This window comes from Nocardioides sp., from assembly GCF_964229035.1.
GTDB lineage: Bacteria > Actinomycetota > Actinomycetes > Propionibacteriales > Nocardioidaceae > Nocardioides.
The window spans coordinates 1-18,197 of record NZ_CAXRAZ010000054.1; the positions used below are offsets into that span (position 1 = coordinate 1).

Sequence of the window (18,197 nt, forward strand, 5' to 3'; positions counted from 1 at the left end):
AGCATCCTCACCCACACCGAACACGACCTCACCGCCACCGAAACCAGGCGTCTGGCCTGCAACGCAGGCATCCTGCCCGTCGTCCTCTCAGGCGCCGGGCAGATCCTCGACGCCGGCAGAACCCGCAGACTGTTCACCGGCGTCCAGCGAACGTTGATCAAAGCCCGACATCGGTCGTGTGTGGCCGAGGGCTGCGACATCCCCGTCGCCTGGACCGAGATCCACCACCTGAAGCCCTGGGCAGATGGCGGTCACACCAACCTCACCGACGGCGTCCCCGCCTGCAACCGCCACCACCACCTCTTCCACGAGCCCCGCTACCACTGGCGACGACAACCCGACGGACGAATCCGCTTCCACCGACACCCCTAGACCGGCAGCCGCGCACTGCCATCGACCAGCCGCGTGCCAGAGTCGAGAAGTGGGCGAGGCGACGGCAGGCGAGCGGAGCGTCCTCCGATCAGCCGCGCTGGTGACGGGGCTGACCGTCGTCCTCAGCGCCGGATTCACGTGGGTGGGTCTGCCGTCGGCCGTGCTCTTCGCCTCCCTGCTGGCGGGCATCACGCAGGCCCTCACCTCCCCCACCGTCCTCGAGCTCCCCGCGCTGGCCTACCGGGCGGCCCAGGCGGTGATCGGGGTGACGATCGGCGCGGCCGTGAGCCTGCCGGCGCTGCGCCGCATGGGCGAGGACGCCGTGCCCATCGGCGCCGTGCTGCTCGCCACCCTCGCCATCTCCCTCGCCGCCGGATGGGCGCTGAGCCTGCGGCGGGACGTCTCGCTGGTGACCGGCGTCTTCTCGCTCATCGCAGGGGGCGCGTCGGGCGTGGTCGCCATCGCCCGCGAGCTGGGCGCCGACGACCGGGTGGTGACGGTGGTGCAGTACCTGCGGGTGCTCGTGGTGCTGATGACGATGCCGCTGGTGGCGGCTCTCGTCTTCCGGCCGCCGTCGGGCCGCGGCGGCCTCCCACCGATGGACGCCGGACTCCCCCGCGACCTCGCCTTCACGATCGCGGCGGTGGCGATCGGGCTGGTGCTCGCACGATTCGTCCCCGCGCCCACCGCGACCCTGCTGCTGCCGCTCGCGGTGGCGGTCGGCCTCAGCGTCAGCGGCTGGCTGGGGCGCCCGCAGGTGCCGACCTTCGTGGAGTGGGTGGCCTTCGCCCTCATCGGCGTGCAGGTCGGACTCCGCTTCACCCGGGCGTCGCTCGCCAGCATCGCCCGCCTCCTGCCGACGGCGCTCGGGCTGATCGTGGCGGTCATCGTGCTGACCGCGGCGACAGGGGCGCTGCTCGCGTGGCTGACCCCGGTCGACGGTCTCACCGCCTACCTCGCCACCACGCCGGGCGGACTGTTCGCGGTGCTCTCCACCGCCGCCGACACCGGCTCCGACGTCACCTACGTGCTGGCGGTGCAGCTGTGCCGGCTGCTGGTGATCCTCGCGCTCACGCCCGCGCTCGCCCGCTGGCTCGCGCGAGGCTCACGCAGAGCCTGACGATCCGTCGGGACGACGTGCCATCATCGTGTGGCGCACGTCACTCGAGGTGCGCAGCACTCTCGGGAGGGAACAATGAAGCGCCTCATCCGCAGCATCACCTGCACCGTCGCCGCCAGCCTCGGCCTGGCGGTGGCCGCCGGCGTCACCGCACCGATCGCACCCGCCGACGCCGCGTCGTCCTCGACGACGGCGTACCGCGAGGGCGGGATCGGCACGGCGATCGCGAACTTCGTCGTCAGCCCGGCGTCGCTGCCGGGCGTCAACGACTGGTCGTGCCGACCCAGCGCCGCCCACCCGCAGCCGGTGATCCTGGAGCACGCAACCTTCGTGAACCTCGGCTCGAACTTCGTGAAGCTCGCGCCCCGGCTGCTCAATCAGGGCTACTGCGTGTTCGCCGAGAACTACGGCCTGACCGCCACCTCCCTCGGTCGCATCGGCGGGCTCGGGGCGGTCACGAACTCGGTGGCGTCCTTCGGCCGCTTCGTCGACCGCGTCCGCGCGGCCACCGGGTCGGCCAAGGTCGACGTGGTCGGCCACAGCCAGGGCGGACTCATCGCCTACGCCTACATCAAGTCCGGCGGCGCCTCGAAGGTCGACGACTACATCAGCTGGGGCGGCAGCCAGAACGGCACCACACTGAGCGGCCTCGCCAGTCTGGCGAGCGCGCTCGGGGTGCTCGGATTCGCCGAGACCTTCGCCGCGTTCCTGCAGGCGCCCGGAGTGACCGACCAGGCGCGCGGCAGCGCGTTCATGACGCGCTTCCTGGCCGACCACACCGTGCCCGCGGGCCCCGACTACGTCACGATCCAGACGCGCTACGACACCGTCGTCACGCCGTACGCCAGCCAGTCCATCCCCGGCACGCGCAACCTCGTCGTGCAGAACTACTGCCCCGGCGACCGCGTCGGCCACGTCGGCCTGTTCCTCGACGAGCCCACGCTGCAGCTCACGCTCAACGCGCTCGCGGGCGGGCCGTCGTCCTTCCGACCGACGTGCTCCGGGTACGGCCCGGCACTCTGACCCGGCCGGCGACGAGCCGAGCCGATCCGGGCAGGGGTCCGCGGGACCACCCGCTCACCGCTGTAGCCACAACAGCCCACGGCGGGTGACCAGCGCGGACGCGACACGGCGACCGCTCCGGCGCTCAATCACGCCCGCGGCGCCCCGAACGGGAAGGACGTGACCACCACCCAGCAGCAGACCGCACCCCCGCGCAGTGACCGCGGTGACGCTCGATGAACGCCATCGGCATCGCCGCCGTCGCGGCGACCCTGCTGGCGGCGCCGTCCGCGAGCCCGCTGCCGCAGCCGCTCCCGCCCACGCCCACAGGCTCGAGCCAGGCGGGCACCCCCGCCCCGGCGAAGAAGGACGTCGCCCGCCTGCACGAGCCGTGCCGCATGCTGCCGGCGCGGTTCCAGCCGAGCGAGGACCTCCCGCCGGGCGGTGGCTACAACCTGGTGGTCGTCATCCCGGCCACGACGTGCAACACCCCGCTCACCGACGCGGCCCTCGCCCGGCTGTTCCCGCGCAGCTGAGGCTCGCGGCCGCTGGACGCTACGAGCCGAGGCTCGGGCCGGCCGTCTCCGGCTCGCGGTCGAGCCGGGCGTGGTGGCGCCCGTAGAACCAGTAGATGGCGACGCCGGCCGCGAGCCACACGAGGAACCGCAGCCACGTCTCCACCGCGAGGTTGGTCATCAGCCCGACGCAGGTGAGCGCGGAGAGCGCCGGGAGCCAGGGCACCTGGGGGGTGCGGAACGGGCGCTCGAGCTTGGGCTTCGTGCGGCGCAGCACGATCACGGCGATGGCGACCACGAGGAACGCGAAGAGCGTCCCGATCGACACCATCTCAGCGAGCGCACCCAGCGGCACGAACGCGCCGAGCAGGGCGATGAGGACGCCGGTGGCCACCGTGGCGCGCACCGGGGTCTGCCGCTTGGGATCGATGCGGCCGATCGCCTCGGGCAGCAGGCCGTCGCGGCTGAGCGCGAAGATGATGCGCCCCACGGTGACGAGCTCGACGAGCATCACCGACGTCAGGCCGGCGACGGCCGAGATGCCGACGAGCACCTTGGCCCAGCCGAGCCCGACCTGGTCGAAGGCGTTGGAGATCGGGGCGCCCTCGCTGAGGTCGACGTACTTCACCATGCCCACCAGGACGAGGCACACGAGCATGTAGAGCACGGTGCAGATGGCGAGGGTGCCGATGAGGCCGCGGGGCATGTCCTTGGCGGGGTTCTTGGTCTCCTCACCGAGGTTGGCCACCGCCTCGAAGCCGCTGTAGGCGAAGAAGACCACCGCGGCGGCCACGAGGATGCCGGTGACGCCGTAGGTGGTGGCGTCGACGCCGCTGATCCACTGCCACAGCGGCTGGCGCAGCTCGCTGAGGTTCTCACCCGACTGCTGCTCGGGCACGAAGGGCGTGAGGTTGGAGGCCTTGACGAAGAAGGCGCCGACCACGATGACAAACACGACGATGCTCACCTTGAGGACGACGAGCAGGTTCGTGACGACCTTGCTCTCACGGATGCCGAGTGCCGCGATCACGGTGAGGATCGCCACGATCGCCACCGCGCCGATGTTGACCACCGAGTCCTCCTCGCCGAAGAAGGCCATCGGCAGCCCGAAGGAGTCCTGCAGGTAGCCCGACCAGCCGCGGGCCACGACGGCCGCACCGAGCGCGAACTCGAGGATGAGGTCCCAGGCGATGATCCACGCGAAGACCTCGCCGATCGTGGCGTAGGCGTAGGTGTAGGACGACCCCGCGGTCGGCACCGCGGCCGCGAGCTCGGCGTAGCAGAGCGCTGCGAGCATCGCGACGAGACCCGCGATGGCGAACGAGATGACGATCGCCGGGCCGGCGTTGGTCTTCGCCTGCACGCCGGTGAGGGTGAAGATGCCGGTGCCGATCACGATGCCGACGCCGAACCCGATCAGGTCGGTGAGCGACAGCCGCTTCGCCAGCCCGCTGTGCTCGCCCTCCGGAACGTCCTCGTTCTGGTGGACGACCGTGTCGATGTCCTTGGTGCGCACCAGGCGCTTCCAGGTTCCGCCGTCGCTCATTCGCTCGACGTTATCCCGTTACCTTCGACACATACCCGTCGCACCCGGCCATCCCGGCCACCCCGGCCTCGCACCGCCGCCCGAGATGGAGGAGCACCTGTCGAGGTTCAAGCCCGGACGTCCCTCGCTCGCCGACCAGCCGGTGCCGTTCGACGTCCCGCCGGCCGTCGAGGGCCGCAGCGAGGTCGCCGTGACCTTCGTCGGCGTCTCCACCCTCCTCCTCGAGGACGACGACAGCGCGGTGCGGGTCTGCCGGCGGGGCAGGTGCGGGTCGTCGTCCACGGGGAGGCGGTGCGCTTCGGGGCGTGGGAGCTGACCTGGATCGAGTCGAGCCACTGCCCGCCCGATCGCTACCCGGGCGTCATCGAGGCTCCGGTGGTGCCGCCGGCCCGCGCCTCGGCGTACCGCTGCGGAGAGGCGTGGTCGATCCTCGTGCGCCACGACAGTGGGCGCAGCCTCCCCGTGCAGGGCAGCGCCGGCTTCGTGCCGGACGCCCTGGCGGGCCGCGAGGCGGAGGTGGCCTACCTCGGCGTGGGCCAGCTCGGCCTGCTTCCCCGCACCTACCTGACCGACTACTGGGCCCACACCGTGCGGGCGGTCGGGGCGCGGGGCGTCGTCCTCACGCACTGGGACGACTTCTTCCGCGGCCTCGACCGGCCGCTGCGCGCCCTGCCCTACGCCGGCGATGACCTCGACGTGACTACGCGAGTGCTCACCGAGTCGGCCGTGGACGACGGGATGCGCCTCGCGATGCCGACGCTATGGCGCCGCGAGGACCCGTGGGCTCTCACCTGAGCATCCGTGCCGCCGGGGTGGCGTCGGGCCGCGGGCAGGACGGGGTGATCAGGCACCGGCGCCGCAGTCCACCGGCACGATCGCACCGGTGACGGCCGAGGCCCGCCCCGGTGAGGCGGCGTCGACGTCCGAGGCGGGCTCAGGCGAGCACGCCCGCCAGCGAGTGGTAGAGCGGGATGCCCACGACGATGTTGAACGGGAAGGTGATGGCGAGCGCCATCGTCAGGTAGCGCGAGGGCAGGGCCTCGGGGATCGCGTAGCGCGCGACCGCCGGCACCACGATGTAGGAGCCGCTCGCCGCGAGCACCGTGAGCAGCGTCAGGTCGCCCACCGACAGGCCCGCCAGCGAGCCGAGACCGAGCGCCAGCGAGGCGCCCACGAGCGGCATCACCAGGGCGAAGCCGACGAGGAACGGGGAGATGCCGCGCACCTCGCGCATCTGCCGGGCCACCACCAGACCGAGGTCGAGCAGGAAGAAGGCCAGCAGCCCCTTGAAGAGATCGACCACCAGCGGGCTCATCGTCTCGCCGCCCGCGGGGCCCGAGGCCACACCCACCACAAGCGAGCCGACGAGCAGCAGGAAGGTGCCCTCGGTGAACGAGGAGCGCAGCACCGCGCCCAGCCCCGGCGCCTCGCCGGCAGCCTCCTCGCCCCCCGCGGTGGACGACGCTCGCGCGTCGTCCACAGGGCCGGAGGCGCCCCCGGCACCGACGGCGACCGGCACCTCGGCGCGCGCGGCGGCCCGCGACTGCGAGCGCGCCCACCCGGCGAGCACGACGGCCATCACGATGGCGGGGCTCTCCATCAGCACCAGCGCCACAGCCATGTGGCCGCCCGGCTCGTCGCCGCGCGAGATGGCGTACTGCGAGGCGGCGATGAAGGTGACCGCGCTGACCGACCCGTAGGTGGCCGCGATGGCGGCGGCGTCGAAGGCGCCGATGCGCAGCCGCAGGACGCGGTAGCCGATCAGCGGGATCACCACGGCGAGCAGGAGGGCGAGACCGAGCACCGTCAGGCCGTCGCCGGTCAGGCCTGTGGCACCGAGCGCCTGGCCGCCCTTGAAGCCGATCGCCATGAGCAGGTAGAGCGAGAGGAACTTGGCGACGGCCGGCGGGATCTCGAGGTTCGAGCGCACGGCGCCGGCGAACAGTCCGACGGCGAAGAAGAGGATGACCGGATCGGTCAGGTTCTTCAGGGCATCCAGGTCCATGGGGGCTCCTCGGGAGGCGGGGGATCAGGCATCCGCGCACCACCTCCCGGCGGCGGCCGGGGAGGCCACAACAGGAAGAACAATACCGGCAATTCACTTCTGGTGTTGGCGATGTGAGCGAGCGCACGTCGCGCTCCGAGGACGACGAACGGCCGGTCACCCCCGTGGGTGACCGGCCGCTCGCGTCGGGCAGGGGGTCGGCGTCAGCGACCGAGGCCCTCGATGTCGATACGGCGGTGGTAGGCCATGCCGGCGATGCCGCCGAGCACGGCGCCCACGGCGGCAGCGACCACGACGCCGACCAGCACGACGCCGGCCTGCAGGGTGAGGTCGCTCAGCGAGCCGGGGATGCGGGGGAAGACGTTGAGGTTGTCGAGCACGTCGTACTTCGCACCGGCCACCGCACCGAGCACGGCGAGCACGACCGAGGTCACGACGCTCCAGCCGAACACCGCGATGCCCTGCTTGGCGCCGTCGAAGCGCGCCATGCGGCCCGCGACGTAGCCTCCGGCGTAGTAGGAGATCAGCACGACGACGAGCACGAGGATGACGCCGAACCAGCCGATCTCCTCGGTGCTGACGCCGTTGCTGCGCGCGGCGTCGGTGAGCTCGGAGGCGCTCGAGACGAGCCCGACGCCGACGCCGGCGCCCGCGGCCGCGACCAGCGCGGTGAGGATGACCGCCAGACCGGTGGCGCTGAGCCAACCGAAGAAGGCGGAGCCGATCTTCACGCCGCCGAAACGCTCCTTCTCGCGAGCGATCACGGCCTTGCGGTCGGTGGAGTTCACGTCGTTGTGGGTGGCCATGGCGTCGGCCCTTTCGTCTCTTCGCCCCGGACGTCGTCCGGTACAAGCGCTCACCGAGCGTGGTGCCCCGATCGCGCCCACCGATCCCCCGCGCACCGCCGTCGTATGGCTCACACAGCACGGTATGGCGACGGGTACCGCGCAGCGACCACGTTCGAACACGCCCACGAAGCCAGCGCGGAGGAGACCAATGACCTCGAACGACCGCACACCGGAGCAGCAGAAGCTCGCCGACCTGCTCGACGGCATGTCGATCGGCATGCTCACCACCTACGGCCCCGAGGGTCCCCGCAGCATCCCGATGGCGCGTCAGGACATCGAACCCGGCGACACCCTCTGGTTCATCACCGGCCGCGACACCCGGCACGCGGCGGCAGTGGACGCCGAGGCCCGCGCCACGCTGACCTTCTCGGCCCGCGACTCCTGGGTCGCGCTGACCGGCCGCGCCGAGATCATCGATGACACCGCGCGACTCGAGGAGCTGTGGACGACGCTCGCCGAGGCCTGGATGCCGGAGGGGCCCGAGGACCCGAACGCCGTCCTGCTGCGCTTCGACATCGAACAGGCGGAGTACTGGGACACCCCCGGCAGCCGCGTGGCCTCGCTGCTGAGCTTCGTCAAGGCGAAGGTCACCGGCGACACCTTGGACGCCGACCACGGCTCGCTGCGGCCCTAGGGCGCCTCTCGCCGCGACGACTCTGCTTCGCCGGTCGCCTCCGCATCGGACTCGACCCCGCCGTCGACCAGCCGCGTCACGTCGGTGGCGTAGTCGAGGCTGATCGCGTCGTGCGAGACCATCAGCACCGTCGTCCCCTCGTTGGCGACGACCTCGCGGAGCACCTCGTGGATGGTGTGCTTCGAGGCCGTGTCCAGCGAGGCCGTGGGCTCGTCGGCGAACAGCAGCGGCGGGCGGTGCGCGAGCGAGCGGATGAGCGCGGCGCGCTGCCCCTGGCCCCCGGAGACCCGGCTGGCGGTGACGTCGAGGAGCGCGCGCACGCCCAGCCGCTCGGCGAGGTGGTCTACCCACTCGAGATCGACCGGGTGGCCCGCGAGGAGGTGCGCGGCCTCGATGTTCTCGCGCAGCGTCAGGCCCGCCAACAGCCCCGAGCGCTGGAAGACGTGGCCGTGGCGGGCGCGGTGGCGCGCACGCTGACGCCCCCGCAGGGCGGTGACCTCGGTGTCGTCGACGCGGATGCTGCCGCCGTCGGGGGCGTCGAGCGCAGCGAGGAGGTTGAGCAGCGTCGTCTTGCCGGAGCCGGACGGGCCGGTGAGGAGGGCGAACGAGCCGGCCGGCACGTGGAGGTCGACGTCGTGGAGCACCTCGACACCGAGGTAGGACTTCGCGACTGCGCGGGCGGTGATCATCCCTTCACCGCCATCGGCAGGTCGAGGCGGCGCCGGAACTGCGACAGCGCGCGCCGTGACGCCGCGAGCATCGCGACCAGAGTGATGCTGAAGCCCACCGACACCTCGACCAGCCCCACCCCGATCTGGACGCCGAGCTCGCTGGCGTTGAAGGCAGCGGCCACCGGCACCATGAGGGGCGCGGCGATCACGGTGGCCCGCACGGTGATCGACAGGGCGCGACGCATCTCGATGGCCTGCAGGGCGCGGAAGTCGACGCCGGTGGCGTTGAGCATGCCGATCTCGCGGATGTTGCGCTGGAGAGCCGACTGTCGCTCCCCCGCGGCGGCGAACCCGGAGAACAGGGCCAGGTAGAGGATCAGCTGGAGGATCAATGGGGTCGCGTTCGCCCGCCAGAAGTCGCGGTTCTCCTCGAGGAAGTGCGCCTCGGTGACGGCGCTCGCCTCGACCTGCGCGCGCACGAGGACGTCGTCCACCGCGTCGCGGTCGCCGGTGAGGGCGATCGCGCCGAAGAAGGCCGAGCTGGTGCCGTGCAGCACGCAGTCGCGCGCGGTCGAGTCGGCCAGGATCGCGATGCTGCGGTTCATCTGGGCCACGCCGTCGAGCACCCCGGCCACCCGGAGCCGCGTGCCGTTGAGGCTGATGGTCTCGCCCACCTCGCTACCCACCGTGTCGTCGACCAGCACGGTGCGTCCGACGCAGGTCGAGGAGACCGCCTCACCGCTCAGCCGCGCGAAGACGGCGTCGGGGATGCTGAGCTGCAGCGCCGACTTCCCGTCGAGGTTGAACAGGTGCTTGCCGAAGGGGATCATCGGGAACGGAGCGTCGTCGACGAGGTCGCCCATGCGCGCAACCTCGATGGCGCTGTCGTCCATGAAGGTGATGTCCGGGCCCTGCAGCACGAAGGTGACCGGGCGCCCGTCGGCGAGGGTGTCGGTCAGCGCCTCCACCGGGCGCAGCGGACCGTTGGTGACCTCGTTCTCGATGCCCGAGGTGGCCCCCACCAGCACGATGGCGAGCACCGCGAGACCCGTGCCCCGCACCTGCCGACGGACCCATCGCGCCGGGCCGCGCGGCGACTCGCGCCCGCTGACCCGGTCGATGCCGGAGTACTCGATCCGGGCGAGGCGGGCCACCAGGCGGCGTCGACGGTCGAGTGCGCCGAGCGACCAGGTCGCGAAGAACACGGCGAGGCCGAGCAGGGCCGCGAACGGGGCGACGGCACGCACCGCCCGCACGATCGCCACCAGCGCGTCGACCGCCCCCGGCACGAAACCCGGCTGGGGCGAGACCTCGGTCGGGCCCAGCACGTCAGCCGACCCGCCCAGCGCCAGCACCACCCCGGCCAGGACGACGCCCACCAGCCCGGCAGCCGCGAGCAGCGCGCCGGCGACGCGTCGTCCGCGCGGATCACCTGGTGGCGGCACCGTCGGCTCCCGTCGCTCGTGGGTGGGCGATGGGGAATCTAGCCAGTGTCGAGCGCGCAGGTCGGCCTTTCGCTCAAGGAGCCGGTCCGCCTCGCTCAGCCGCCGCCGGCGGGCAGCGCCTCGAGCATGATGTCGGGCAGGTCGCGCGCGGTCTTGCCCGCGCGCCACTGGTCGACGAACAGCGCGAGGTAGGTGCCGTCGCTGCGCTGCAGCACCTCCACACCGCGCACGCCGGCGAGGGCTGCGGCGCCGTCGGCGTCGGTGCGCCGAGCGACCTGGTAGTCGAGGCGCGAGAAGCGGATGGGCGAGTTGAATTCGTTGACCATGCGGTCCTCGACCACCTCGAACTGCATCGGACCGACCGCCGCGAGCACGGGGTTCTGGTCGCCGCGCAGGTCCGAACGCAGCACCTGGACGACCCCCTCCTGGTCGAGCTGCTCGATGCCGCGGCGGAACTGCTTGTAGCGCCCGATGTCGCCGGCGCTGGCGGTGACGAAGTGCTCGGGCGCGAAGCTCGGCACGGGCGGGTACTCGATCGCATCGCCGGTGTAGATCGTGTCGCCCACGCGCAGCGCGTTGGCGTTGACCAGGCCGATGATGTCGCCGGGCTGGGCGGTCTCGACCGACGTCATCTCGCGACCGAAGACCGCCTGCGCGAACTTCGTGGCGAAGGGGCGGCCGGTGCCGGCGTGGGTGACGACCATGCCGCGCTCGAAGGTGCCCGACACGACGCGGGCGTAGGCGAGCCGGTCGCGGTGCGAGGAGTTCATGCCCGACTGGACCTTGAAGACGAAGGCGCTGAACTCGTCGTCGACCTCGCGCACGGCGCCGTCCACGCCCTCGGTGTCGCGCGGTGCGGGGGCGAGGTCGAGCAGCAGGTCGAGCAGCTGCGCGACGCCGAAGTTCTGCAGCGCGGAGGCGAACATCACCGGCGTAGTGGCGCCAGCGAGGAACTGGGCCTGGTCGTGGTCGGCCTCGTCGAGGCTGAGCAGCTCGTGCTCCTCCACCGCGGTGGCCCAGGGCAGCGCGTCGGCCTCCTCGACGTCCCCGGGCGCGATGCGCCGCTCGGGCGCGCGGGTCGCGCCGCCGGCGGTGCGGGTGTACTTCACGAACTCGCCCGTGCGCCGGTCGAGGACGCCGCGGAAGTCGCCCGCCTCGCCCACCGGCCAGGTGAGCGGCGTGGGACGCAGGCCGATCTTCTCCTGGATGAGGTCCATCAGCCCGAGCGCGGAGAGGCCGGGGCGGTCCCACTTGTTGATGACCGTGATGACGGGGATGCCGCGCAGGGCGCAGACCCGGAAGAGCTTGAGCGTCTGCGGCTCCAGGCCCTTGCCCGCGTCGACCAGCATGACCGCGGAGTCGACGGCCGAGAGCACGCGGTAGGTGTCCTCGGAGAAGTCGCTGTGGCCGGGGGTGTCGACGAGGTTGACCACGTGGTCGCGGTAGGCGAACTGCAGCGCGGCCGAGGTGATCGAGATGCCGCGCGCCTTCTCCATCGCCATCCAGTCCGACACGGTGGCGCGGCGATCGCCCTTGCCGTGCACGGCGCCGGCCTCGTTGATGGCGCGCGCGTGGAGGGCGAGGGCCTCGGTGAGGGTCGACTTTCCCGCGTCGGGGTGGCTGATGACGGCGAACGTTCGACGGGGACGGGTGTCGGGCACCGGTCGAATTTACCCGCAACAGGCGCGCAACCGGGCCTCGGCGAGAGGCGGCCCGTCCGCGACGACCCGGACAGCAGTGGCCCGCATCGGCACCGACCTACGCTCGGGGATGCGGTCGAGATCCGCCGCGACGTCCCTCAGGAGACCCCCATGCGCGCAGCCCGCTATCACTCCTACGGCGCCCCCGACGTCCTCGTCGTCGAGGACGCCCCCGAGCCCCACGCCGTCCCCGGGTCGGTGCGCATCGCGGTGCAGGCCGTGAGCGTCAACCCCATCGACTTCCTGCTGCGCAGTGGCCGCCTGAAGGACGCCGTGCCGCTCGAGCTCCCGGCCATCACCGGTCGCGATGCCGTCGGCGTCGTCGACGAGGTCGGCGACGGCGTCGAGGGCGTGCAGGTGGGCGACGTGGTCTTCGGGCTCGGCGGCCTGGCCGACACCACAGCCGAGTACGCGGTGCTCACCGCGTGGAGCGTCGTCCCCGAGCAGTGGACGACGGAGCAGGCCGCCGCGGCGGGCCTCGCCGCATCCACCGCCCAGGCGGCCCTCGACGCACTGGCGAACCTCGCGGGCGGCTCGCTCGACGGCACGACGCTGCTGGTCGAGGGAGCCTCGGGTGCCGTCGGCACCGCCGCCGTGGCGCTGGCGCTCGCCGCGGGCGCCACCGTGATCGGCACCGGCAGCCAGGCCAACCAGGAGCACCTGCGCGCGCTCGGGGCGCTGGCCACCACCTACGGCGAAGGCTTGGCCGGCCGCATCGCCGAGCTCGCCCCCGGCAGCGTCGACGCCGCCTTCCACTCCGCGCCGTCCGACTCGCTGCCCGCGCTGGTCGACATCGTCGGCGACGCCGCGCGCGTCGTCACCGTGGTCGACACCGAGGGCGCGGCCCGCCTGGGCGCGCTCAGCGTCAACGCGCGCAACGACTCCGACCTGCTCGACCGCGCCGCCGCCGTGGGCCGCGCCGGCGGTTGGACCCCGCGGGTCGACCAGGTCGTGACGCTCGACGACGCCCAGCGGGCGCACGAGCTGGCCGAGGGCGGCGGCGGGAAGATCGTCCTCACCGTGCGCGGCTGAGGGCGCCGACCGACGTCAGGAATCGAGGTCCTTCAGCTCCCAGTACTCGGCGGCGAACTTCAGCGCGCCGTCGATGGCCTTCCACCCCATGTAGTAGTCGAGCCGGTGCTGAGGCGCACCACCCAGAAGTTCGTAGTGGACGACGATCTGGCCCCGCCACCTCGGGTCGCCCTCCGGCTCGTAGACGGTCACCTTCTTCTGCAGGTAGGTCACGGGTCCGTCACCAGGCAAGGCGATGAAGCCCCCCAGGGTGCCCAAGTCCTCGCCGGCCGTCTTCGGGGCCGCCGGCGGGACGAAGTCGGCCTCGGATCGACCGCTCGCGGTCCACTTCTCGAAGGCCTCGAAGGTGTCGGTGGCGTACGCGTCAAGACGTCGCGCGGCGGCAAGGAAACGTGCGTAGGAGGCGGGGCTCGTGACGTCAGCGATGGCATCGAGGTCCGACTGCGGGAGGGCGTAGCGCGACGAGTAGTCGAAGCGGTCCTGCTTGAGGTAGACGTCCTTCAGGTAGGCGTCCGAGCGCTCGAGCACCAGGGCCGCAACCTCTGGCGAGTAGGCCTTCGTGAGGGTCTTGACCGTCCTCTGATTGCTGGGCGCGAGAGCCCTCGACAGCCTGTTGCTCCTGGTCCCCTCCGTCAGGATGAGGCCGGTCTCGGCCTCCTCGGACGCGGAGGCGGTGTCCGAGCGCGCGGCCTTCCGGGTGTCAGCCGACGTCTCCGGGACGGTGGAACACGCAGAGCACACGAACGCGAGCAGGAGGACGGCGAGGACGAGGGGTCGTCGCAGAAGCACGGGAACTCCCCGGGGGTTCAGTCGGGACCCGACCGCGGAGGCTGGTGGGTGCCCGGGATCCTAGGACACTTCGCCGGCATTCGTCCGCCAGCACCGACAGGCGTAACGTCGCAGGTCAACCCCGCTGCCACGGGCTCGCTCTCCGATCGAGGCCCGCGCAGCACGGAAGGCGTGCGTCATGTCGACGCCGAACCCCTCATCCCCCACCGACCTGCGCCTGGCGGTGCGGCACGACCGTCCCCGCCTGCCCCTGGACGGCGCCTGGTGGCCGCGTTCGGACGATCTCGCGGTCGAGGTCGGCGTCCTCGTCGACCACTTCCCCGTCGAGCTCGGCCGCATCATGCGCGTGCTCTACTCGACGCCGGACTGGCGCGCACCGGTGCGTCGCGCCGGCACCACGCGCGGCTCCGTCAAGCTCGGCACCTTCCCGGACGACGACACCCACCTGCTCGTCGCCCTCATGAGCGACCACACCCGGCGCCACCTGCTGGTGATCCCGCCGGGCACCCCGGCAGCGATCGCGGAGTCGCTGATGGACGCCGCCACCAGCGACCACAACGCGCACTCCGCACTCCGCCTGCTCGAGGACGCCGGGCTGCCGCTGCCCAACCCGGCCTGACCACCGAGCCGCCGACCCGGCGTGGGTCGGCGGCTAGCCTCGATCCACATGGCCACCCCGCGCAGGATCTTCGACATCGAGAACGCCGAGACCGCCGACTCACTCGGCACCACGGCCTACCAGCTGCTCACCGCGATCGTGGTGCCCCGCCCCATCGCCTGGATCTCCACCGTCTCCTCCGACGGCGTCGGCAACCTCGCACCGCACTCGTTCTTCACCGTCTCCTGCGCAAACCCCGCGATCGTTCAATTCACCTCGGTCGGGCGCAAGGACACCCTGCGCAACATCGAGCAGACCGGCGAGTTCACCATCAGCCTCGCCCCCGAGCACCTCCTCGACCAGGTCAACGACAGCTCCGCGCCCTACGACGCCGACGTCGACGAGGCGCAGGCACTCGCCATCGCGATGGAACCGAGCGAGAAGGTCGCACCCCCGCGCGTGGCCGCCTCACCCGCATCGATCGAGTGCCGCCTGCACTCGGTCGTGGAGCTCGGCGATTCCTGGCTGGTGCTCGGCACGGTCTGCGCGATCACCGTGCACGAGTCCGCGCTCGACGGCACCCACCCGCGGTTCGACGCCCTGCAGCCCCTCTCCCGCCTCGGGCGCAACGAATGGGGCCGCCCGCCCACGGTCATCGCCGTCGACCGGCCACAAGCACCGCCCGAGGGCGACTGACCGACAGGACGGCGGCGCGCTCCGAGCGCCCCCATGCCGACACTCGCCTCCCCCGCCGCCCCCTCGTCGCTCGCCGTCGCCCGCATGCAGGACCGCATGTCGCACGACCTCCACCTGCCCGACGAGGTCATCGAGCTGCGCGCGCGGGCCCGCGCCTCGGTGGCGCAGCACCTCGCCCCGGTGGCGCGTGAAATCGGCAGCCGCGAGGAGTCGGCCGACAGCTTCCCGTGGGAGGCCTTCCGCGGCCTGGCCTCCGACGGCCTGTTCGGCCTGCCGTTCTCCGACACCGAGCACCCGACGCTCAGCGTGGGCACGGTGACCGAGGAGATCGCCGACGAGTCGTCGTCGCTCGCCGGCGTCTACAACGGGCCACCGAGCTCGAGTGCGCCCGCAACCTCTACCAGAAGGCCGCCACCCTGCTCGATCGCGGCGATGCCACCGCCGAGCCCGAGGCCGCGATGGCCAAGGCCTACGGCACCCGGCTGGCCAACGACCTGGTGCGCGAGGCCATCCAGATCCACGGCGCCGTCGGTTTCGCCCGCCAGGTCGGCGAGACCGGCGAAGCGGTGCGACTCGAGGAGATGTACCGCGACGCCAAGATCCTCGAGATCTTCGAGGGCGCCAACGAGCTGCAGCAGTGGATCGTGGCGCGGCGGCTGATCGGGCGCGACATCACGGGATGATCGACCGCCCGACACGTCGCGCACAGCGACACGCTCGCCGGCCGCGCCGGGCTGGTGGCCTACGGCCTGTTCGGCTTCGCGCGAGCCCGGCGCCTCACAACGTAGCCCTCCACGGCGGGTGCTCCGCCCGAGGCGGCCCGCCTCGGCGGGTCAGCGCAGCACGAGCACCGCGCAGGCGGTGGCGAAGCCCCCGGCCCACACCGCCAGCAGGCCGCGCAGCACCCGCGGAGCGGAACCGACTTCCATGAACCACCACCCGATCGCCCACGCCTTGGCGAAGCCCACGACCACGAGGGTCGCCGAGGCGCCCGCGGCCCCGAAAGCGCCGGGATGGCCGGAGCCCACCCAGACCGTCGTCGCCGTGACGACGATCAGCGCCGCGCACAACACCCTCACCGAACGGGGCACCCGGGCATCCGCCGCGAGCTCGGGCACGCACTCGCGGCTCACGTGGTGGCCCCCAGGTAGACGAGGTTGAAGATGACGACCCAGAGCAGGTCGACCATGTGCCAGTAGACGGCCACGCCCTCGGCGAAGATGCGCCCGGACCGGCCCCGCAGCGACACCGCGCGCCACCTCGCCACGAGCGCCATGCCGATCAGCACGTGGAGCAGGTGCACCCCGGTGACGGCGAAGTAGAGGGTGAAGAAGAGCTCCGTGCCCGGGCGGTGCCCGTCGGCCAGCACCAGCGCGTACTCCGCGACCTTGGCGGTCAGGAAGACCGCTCCCCCGACGAGCACGAACCCGAGATCGGCTCGCAACCGCGCCGAACCTGCCCGGTAGGCGTGCAGGGCCCGCACCATGAAGTACGAGCTCGCCAGCAGCACCAGCGTGTTGACGGCGCCGATCTGCTGGTGCAGCGCGGAGGCGGACGCCTTGAGCGCCGCCCTGTCCTCGCCGAGGTAGTGGGCGAAGACGACGAAGAAGACACCGAAGATCGTCATGTCGCCGAGGACGAAGATCCACAGCCCCGGCTCGGCCGGCACACCCGTCCGCTCCTCGTCGGTGGGGCCGCGAGCAGGCGCCGGGCCGGGTGACGGGCTAGGTGCCGGGGGGTCGTCGTCCCAGAGGAAGGTGGGCTCCCCGAGGACGGGCTCGGTGCTCATCTCGGCTCAGGCGACCGAGGCGTGCTCACGCTGTGCCGGCGCGGGCGCGGGCGCGAGCAGCAGGTGGTTCGCGCGGCGGCAGGCCCACGACATCGCCACGAGGAAGACGCAGTAGGCGGTGAGGGCGAGCCAGAACACGAGGACGCCGTTCCAGGCGAACGGGCCGGTCGTGAAGAAGTACGCCAGCACGTCGGGGACGAAGGCGAAGGCGACCAGGAAGTTCAGGTAGGCCAGCCACCTCGGGAAGACGCCGGCGGGATCCCTGAGCACGGCAAGCCCGATGACGACGTTCTGGATCATGAACGGCGCGATGCCGGTGAACAGCAACAGCCAGGCGAGGTCGTTGAGCAGGACGATCGTGTCGCTCGAGCGATCGGTGCGGAACCCGCCGACGGCGAAGATCAGCTGCGGGAAGAGGTTGACCACCACGGTGACGGCGGCGGTCAGGATCTGCGTGAAGGCGAGGATCGGGACGCGTCCCTCCATGCGCAGCATGTGCACCGAGATCAACGCGAGCATCGGCGCCATGAGGACGACGCCGATCGAGGAGAGCACGAAGCCCGCCATCACCCGGTCGGGCTGGTCGGTGAAGAACGAGAGCACCTCCGACGGAGAGGCGGAGGGGCTGATCGGCAGCGGCAGCATGCCGGCGACCAGCCATCCGGCCAGGGTCACGACGACGGCGGCAGGGCCGCCCAGGGCGGCGAGGTTCAGAAGGCGGCGAGTGTCCATGGGATCTCCTCAGCGATGGGTCGGGACGGGCGCGAGGAGGCGGGCCAGGGTCGCCACCTGCGCGATCTTGTCGGCGTCCGAGGCCGCGAGCGGGTTGACGAGCAGCGTCCGCACGCCAGCGGCGTGGAACTCCTCGATCTGTCGACCGATCGACGACTCGTCGCCGATGAGGGTGACCGCGTCGACGAGGTCGTCGGGCACGGCGGAGGCGGCGTCGGCCTTCTGGCCCGACAGGTAGAGGTCCTGGATCTCCTTGGCCTCGCTCTCATAGCCGTAGCGGCAGGCGAGCTGGTTGTAGAAGTTCTTGTCGCGGGCACCCATGCCGCCGATGTAGAGCGCCAGCTGGTTGCGCACCGCCTGCATCGCCTCCGGCGGCGGAGCCCCCAGGTGGAAGTTCACCTGGAGCTGGATGTCGAGCTCGCCCAGAGCGGGGTCCCGCCGGGAGAAGCCCGCCTCGAGCGACTCGCCCCACGCCAGCTGCGCCTTGCCGGGGTGGAAGAACAGCGGCTGCCAGCCCTGGGCCAGCTCAGCCGCCAGCTCCACGTTCTTGGCTCCGAGCGCAGCCACGGCGATCGGGATCTCCGAGCGCACCGGGTGGTTGATGATCTTCAGCGGCTTGCCCAGCCCCGAGCCGCCGTCGTCCTTCGTGAGGGGCACCGTGTAGTGCTTGCCGCGGAACTCGACCGGCTCGCGGCGCCACACC

The 18,197-nt window shown here is 71.9% G+C and carries 20 protein-coding genes and 2 pseudogenes; 11 read left to right on the forward strand and 11 right to left on the reverse strand.

Features of this window, described 5'->3' with window-relative positions; all coding sequences use genetic code 11:
• From ACERUN_RS16495 to ACERUN_RS16510, 4 genes are all read left to right on the forward strand, one after another.
• The coding region (locus ACERUN_RS16495) for an HNH endonuclease signature motif containing protein (protein ID WP_370291130.1) at positions 1–372 on the forward strand (372 nt) is incomplete at its 5' end.
• A 100-nt stretch (positions 373–472) separates the two neighbouring features.
• Complete coding sequence (locus ACERUN_RS16500; protein WP_370291131.1) at positions 473–1,492, forward strand: AbrB family transcriptional regulator; 1,020 nt, start codon at positions 473–475, stop codon at positions 1,490–1,492.
• A gap of 75 nt (positions 1,493–1,567) precedes the next feature.
• A complete protein-coding gene (locus tag ACERUN_RS16505; protein ID WP_370291132.1) occupies positions 1,568–2,515 on the forward strand; it encodes an esterase/lipase family protein in 948 nt (315 codons plus the stop codon).
• Positions 2,516–2,730: 215 nt separating this feature from the next.
• The gene (locus ACERUN_RS16510) at positions 2,731–3,030 is read left to right on the forward strand and encodes a hypothetical protein (RefSeq protein WP_370291133.1); all 300 of its coding nucleotides are present in this window, start codon (positions 2,731–2,733) and stop codon (positions 3,028–3,030) included.
• Between the two features lie 19 nt (positions 3,031–3,049).
• On the opposite strand, the gene ACERUN_RS16515 is transcribed toward ACERUN_RS16510, so the two are convergent.
• A complete protein-coding gene (locus ACERUN_RS16515) occupies positions 3,050–4,555 on the reverse strand; it encodes an APC family permease (RefSeq protein ID WP_370291134.1) in 1,506 nt (501 codons plus the stop codon).
• Positions 4,556–4,819: 264 nt separating this feature from the next.
• Here ACERUN_RS16515 and ACERUN_RS16520 point away from each other — a divergent pair, with 264 nt between their 5' ends.
• Positions 4,820–5,350 (forward strand): hypothetical protein, encoded by a 531-nt coding sequence (locus ACERUN_RS16520; protein WP_370291136.1) that lies wholly within the window; start codon positions 4,820–4,822, stop codon positions 5,348–5,350.
• A 139-nt stretch (positions 5,351–5,489) separates the two neighbouring features.
• Here ACERUN_RS16520 and ACERUN_RS16525 read toward each other — a convergent pair whose 3' ends face one another.
• A complete protein-coding gene (locus ACERUN_RS16525; protein ID WP_370291137.1) occupies positions 5,490–6,560 on the reverse strand; it encodes a sodium-dependent bicarbonate transport family permease in 1,071 nt (356 codons plus the stop codon).
• 203 nt (positions 6,561–6,763) lie between these two features.
• A complete protein-coding gene (locus ACERUN_RS16530) occupies positions 6,764–7,366 on the reverse strand; it encodes a hypothetical protein (RefSeq protein WP_370291138.1) in 603 nt (200 codons plus the stop codon).
• A gap of 190 nt (positions 7,367–7,556) precedes the next feature.
• Between ACERUN_RS16530 and ACERUN_RS16535 the strand changes: the two genes are divergently transcribed.
• Positions 7,557–8,042 (forward strand): pyridoxamine 5'-phosphate oxidase family protein, encoded by a 486-nt coding sequence (locus tag ACERUN_RS16535; RefSeq protein ID WP_370291140.1) that lies wholly within the window; start codon positions 7,557–7,559, stop codon positions 8,040–8,042.
• Here ACERUN_RS16535 and ACERUN_RS16540 read toward each other — a convergent pair.
• From ACERUN_RS16540 to ACERUN_RS16550, 3 genes are all read right to left on the reverse strand, one after another.
• Positions 8,039–8,731 (reverse strand): ABC transporter ATP-binding protein, encoded by a 693-nt coding sequence (locus ACERUN_RS16540; protein WP_370291142.1) that lies wholly within the window; start codon positions 8,729–8,731, stop codon positions 8,039–8,041. The two genes, ACERUN_RS16535 and ACERUN_RS16540, sit on opposite strands and share 4 nt — an antisense overlap.
• Entirely contained in the window at positions 8,728–10,158 is a 1,431-nt protein-coding gene (locus ACERUN_RS16545; RefSeq protein WP_370291143.1) for a hypothetical protein, read from the reverse strand. The genes ACERUN_RS16540 and ACERUN_RS16545 overlap by 4 nt, the downstream gene beginning before the upstream one ends.
• Positions 10,159–10,253: 95 nt before the next feature.
• Complete coding sequence (locus ACERUN_RS16550) at positions 10,254–11,819, reverse strand: peptide chain release factor 3 (protein WP_370291144.1); 1,566 nt, start codon at positions 11,817–11,819, stop codon at positions 10,254–10,256.
• Between the two features lie 150 nt (positions 11,820–11,969).
• Between ACERUN_RS16550 and ACERUN_RS16555 the strand changes: the two genes are divergently transcribed.
• Positions 11,970–12,890 carry an alcohol dehydrogenase catalytic domain-containing protein gene (locus ACERUN_RS16555; RefSeq protein WP_370291145.1) on the forward strand — a complete coding sequence of 307 codons (921 nt, stop codon included), beginning with the start codon at positions 11,970–11,972 and terminating at the stop codon, positions 12,888–12,890.
• A gap of 15 nt (positions 12,891–12,905) precedes the next feature.
• Here the strand turns inward: ACERUN_RS16555 and ACERUN_RS16560 are convergent, their stop codons facing one another.
• Complete coding sequence (locus ACERUN_RS16560) at positions 12,906–13,679, reverse strand: hypothetical protein (RefSeq protein WP_370291146.1); 774 nt, start codon at positions 13,677–13,679, stop codon at positions 12,906–12,908.
• Between the two features lie 178 nt (positions 13,680–13,857).
• Between ACERUN_RS16560 and ACERUN_RS16565 the strand changes: the two genes are divergently transcribed.
• The 4 genes and pseudogenes from ACERUN_RS16565 to ACERUN_RS16580 all read left to right on the forward strand — a co-directional run.
• Positions 13,858–14,298 (forward strand): DUF5994 family protein, encoded by a 441-nt coding sequence (locus ACERUN_RS16565; RefSeq protein WP_370291147.1) that lies wholly within the window; start codon positions 13,858–13,860, stop codon positions 14,296–14,298.
• Positions 14,299–14,346: 48 nt separating this feature from the next.
• The gene (locus ACERUN_RS16570) at positions 14,347–14,973 is read left to right on the forward strand and encodes a flavin reductase family protein (RefSeq protein ID WP_370291148.1); all 627 of its coding nucleotides are present in this window, start codon (positions 14,347–14,349) and stop codon (positions 14,971–14,973) included.
• 96 nt (positions 14,974–15,069) lie between these two features.
• Positions 15,070–15,324 (forward strand): annotated as a pseudogene (locus ACERUN_RS16575) (acyl-CoA dehydrogenase family protein); the annotation flags it as partial.
• Between the two features lie 5 nt (positions 15,325–15,329).
• A pseudogene (locus ACERUN_RS16580) lies at positions 15,330–15,656 on the forward strand (acyl-CoA dehydrogenase family protein); the annotation flags it as partial.
• A 150-nt stretch (positions 15,657–15,806) separates the two neighbouring features.
• Here ACERUN_RS16580 and ACERUN_RS16585 read toward each other — a convergent pair.
• The 4 genes from ACERUN_RS16585 to ACERUN_RS16600 all read right to left on the reverse strand — a co-directional run.
• Positions 15,807–16,106: a cytochrome C oxidase subunit IV family protein gene (locus ACERUN_RS16585; protein ID WP_370291149.1), complete on the reverse strand. Its 300-nt coding sequence runs from the start codon at positions 16,104–16,106 to the stop codon at positions 15,807–15,809.
• Complete coding sequence (locus ACERUN_RS16590; RefSeq protein ID WP_370291150.1) at positions 16,103–16,762, reverse strand: cytochrome c oxidase subunit 3; 660 nt, start codon at positions 16,760–16,762, stop codon at positions 16,103–16,105. Before ACERUN_RS16590 ends, ACERUN_RS16585 begins: the two co-directional genes overlap by 4 nt.
• A gap of 6 nt (positions 16,763–16,768) precedes the next feature.
• The gene (locus ACERUN_RS16595; RefSeq protein WP_370291151.1) at positions 16,769–17,494 is read right to left on the reverse strand and encodes a hypothetical protein; all 726 of its coding nucleotides are present in this window, start codon (positions 17,492–17,494) and stop codon (positions 16,769–16,771) included.
• Between the two features lie 9 nt (positions 17,495–17,503).
• On the reverse strand, positions 17,504–18,197 hold a 694-nt coding region (locus ACERUN_RS16600; protein WP_370291152.1), incomplete at its 5' end, for an LLM class flavin-dependent oxidoreductase.